Consider the following 2350-nt stretch of genomic DNA (forward strand, 5'->3'; position numbering starts at 1 on the left):
CTGACCGAGGCGCAGAAGGCGCGGTTCCCGCATCTGAAGGGTTATGCGGCCTGGTCGGTGGACCGGCGTGACCGGGGCCGGGTGCGTGAGGCGCTGCGCGGTCAGCTCGTGGCTTCGCAGCGGGCGGCGGACGGGGCCGTGCTGGCCGCGACGGGTGTGCAGGTCGCCGGTGTGCTGGACGATCTCTACGCCGGCGCCACGAAGGCGCGCCTCGGCCCGGTGTTCCGTGGGGGAAGGCCGACGCTGTCGGTGTGGGCTCCGACGGCGCGGAGTGTGTCGCTGGAGCTGGACGGTTCGGTCAGGGGGATGCGCCGGGACGATGCCACGGGCGTGTGGTCGGTCTCCGGGCCGGCGTCGTGGAAGGGCAAGCCGTACCGGTACGTGGTGAAGGTGTGGGCGCCCAGTGCGGGCAAGGTGGTGACGAACAAGGTCACCGATCCGTACTCGGTCGCGCTCACCGCGGACTCCGAGCGCAGCCTGGTGGTGGACCTGGACGACCGGTCCCTGGCCCCGGCGGGCTGGTCGGTGCTGCGCAAGCCGAGGGCGGTGCCGCTGCGGGACGCGCGGATCCAGGAGCTGCACGTGCGGGACTTCTCGGTGGAGGACCGTACCTCCCGGCACCCGGGCACCTATCTGGCGTTCACCGACAGGGACAGTGACGGGTCACGGCATCTGAGGGCACTCGCCGAGGCGGGGACGTCGTACGTGCACCTGCTGCCCGTCTTCGACATCGCCGGGATTCCCGAGCGGAAGGCGGACCAGGCGGTGCCGGACTGTGACCTGGCCTCGTTCCCGGCGGACTCGGAGCGGCAGCAGGAGTGTGTGGGCAGGTCGGCCGGGAAGGACGCGTACAACTGGGGTTACGACCCGTTGCACTACACGGTTCCCGAGGGTTCCTACGCCACCGATCCGGACGGCACGGCGCGGACGGTGGAGTTCCGGCGGATGGTGCAGGCGCTGAACGGGGACGGGCTGCGGGTGGTGATGGACGTGGTCTACAACCACACGGCGGCGAGCGGGCAGGCGGATGCCTCGGTGCTGGACCGGATCGTGCCGGGCTACTACCAGCGTCTGCTGGCCGACGGGTCGGTGGCGGACAGCACGTGCTGTGCGAACACCGCGCCGGAGAACGCGATGATGGGCAAACTGGTCGTGGACTCGGTGGTCACCTGGGCGAAGCAGTACAAGGTGGACGGGTTCCGGTTCGACCTCATGGGCCACCATCCCAGGGCGAACATCCTGGCCGTCCGCGAGGCGCTGGACGCGCTGACCGTGGCGAAGGACGGCGTGGACGGCAAGAGGATCATCCTGTACGGGGAGGGGTGGAACTTCGGCGAGGTCGCCGACGACGCCCGGTTCACGCAGGCCACGCAGGAGAACATGGCCGGTACCGGCATCGCGACCTTCTCCGACCGGGCCCGGGACGCGGTGCGCGGCGGCGGCCCCTTCGACGCCGACCCCGGGGTGCAGGGCTTCGCCTCGGGCCTGTACACCGACCCCAACACCTCTCTTGCCAACGGCACGAAGGAGGAGCAGCGGGCGCGGCTGCTGCGCTACCAGGACCTGATCAAGGTCGGGCTCACCGGAAACCTCGCCGGATACCGGTTCACCGACACCCGGGGCCGGCAGGTCACGGGCGCCCAGGTCGACTACAACGGCTCCCCGGCCGGGTACGCCGAGGCTCCCGGTGACGCCCTGGCCTATGTGGACGCCCACGACAACGAGTCCCTGTTCGACGCGCTGGCCTACAAACTGCCCCAGGGCACGTCCCCTGATGACCGGGCCCGGATGCAGGTCCTGGCCCTGGCCACCGCCGCCCTCTCCCAGGGGCCGGCGCTGTCCCAGGCGGGCAGCGACCTGTTGCGCTCGAAGTCCCTGGACCGCAACTCCTTCGACAGCGGGGACTGGTTCAACGCGATCCACTGGAACTGCGCGGACGGCAACGGCTTCGGCCGCGGGCTGCCCCCGGCCGCCGACAACCGGTCCAAGTGGGAGTACGCCCGGCCCCTGCTCACCACGGTCACGGCCGGCTGCCCGCAGATCACCGGCGCCTCGGCCGCCTACCGCGACCTGCTGCGGATCCGCACCACCGAGAAGGCGTTCTCCCTGGCCACCACCGCCGACGTCCAGCAGCGGCTGTCCTTCCCGCTCTCCGGCACGGACGAGACCCCGGGCGTGATCACCATGGAACTCGGCGACCTGGTCATCGTCCTCAACGCCACCCCCCACCGGCAGGACCAGCGCGTCACCGCCCTCACCGGCACCCCCTACCACCTCCACCCCGTACAGGCCACCGGCACCGACGAGACCGTCAAGTCGGCCTCGTACACGACCGGTTCGGGCACCTTCA

General features: G+C 70.9%; 1 protein-coding gene. It reads left to right on the top strand.

Features of this window, described 5'->3' with window-relative positions; translation table 11 throughout:
- The coding region (gene pulA / locus AB0E62_RS39880; RefSeq protein WP_362206000.1) for a pullulanase-type alpha-1,6-glucosidase at positions 1-2350 on the top strand (2350 nt) is incomplete at both ends.

Origin of the sequence: Streptomyces sp. NPDC038707, from assembly GCF_040636485.1 — a bacterium.
In the GTDB taxonomy this organism is placed as follows: domain Bacteria; phylum Actinomycetota; class Actinomycetes; order Streptomycetales; family Streptomycetaceae; genus Streptomyces.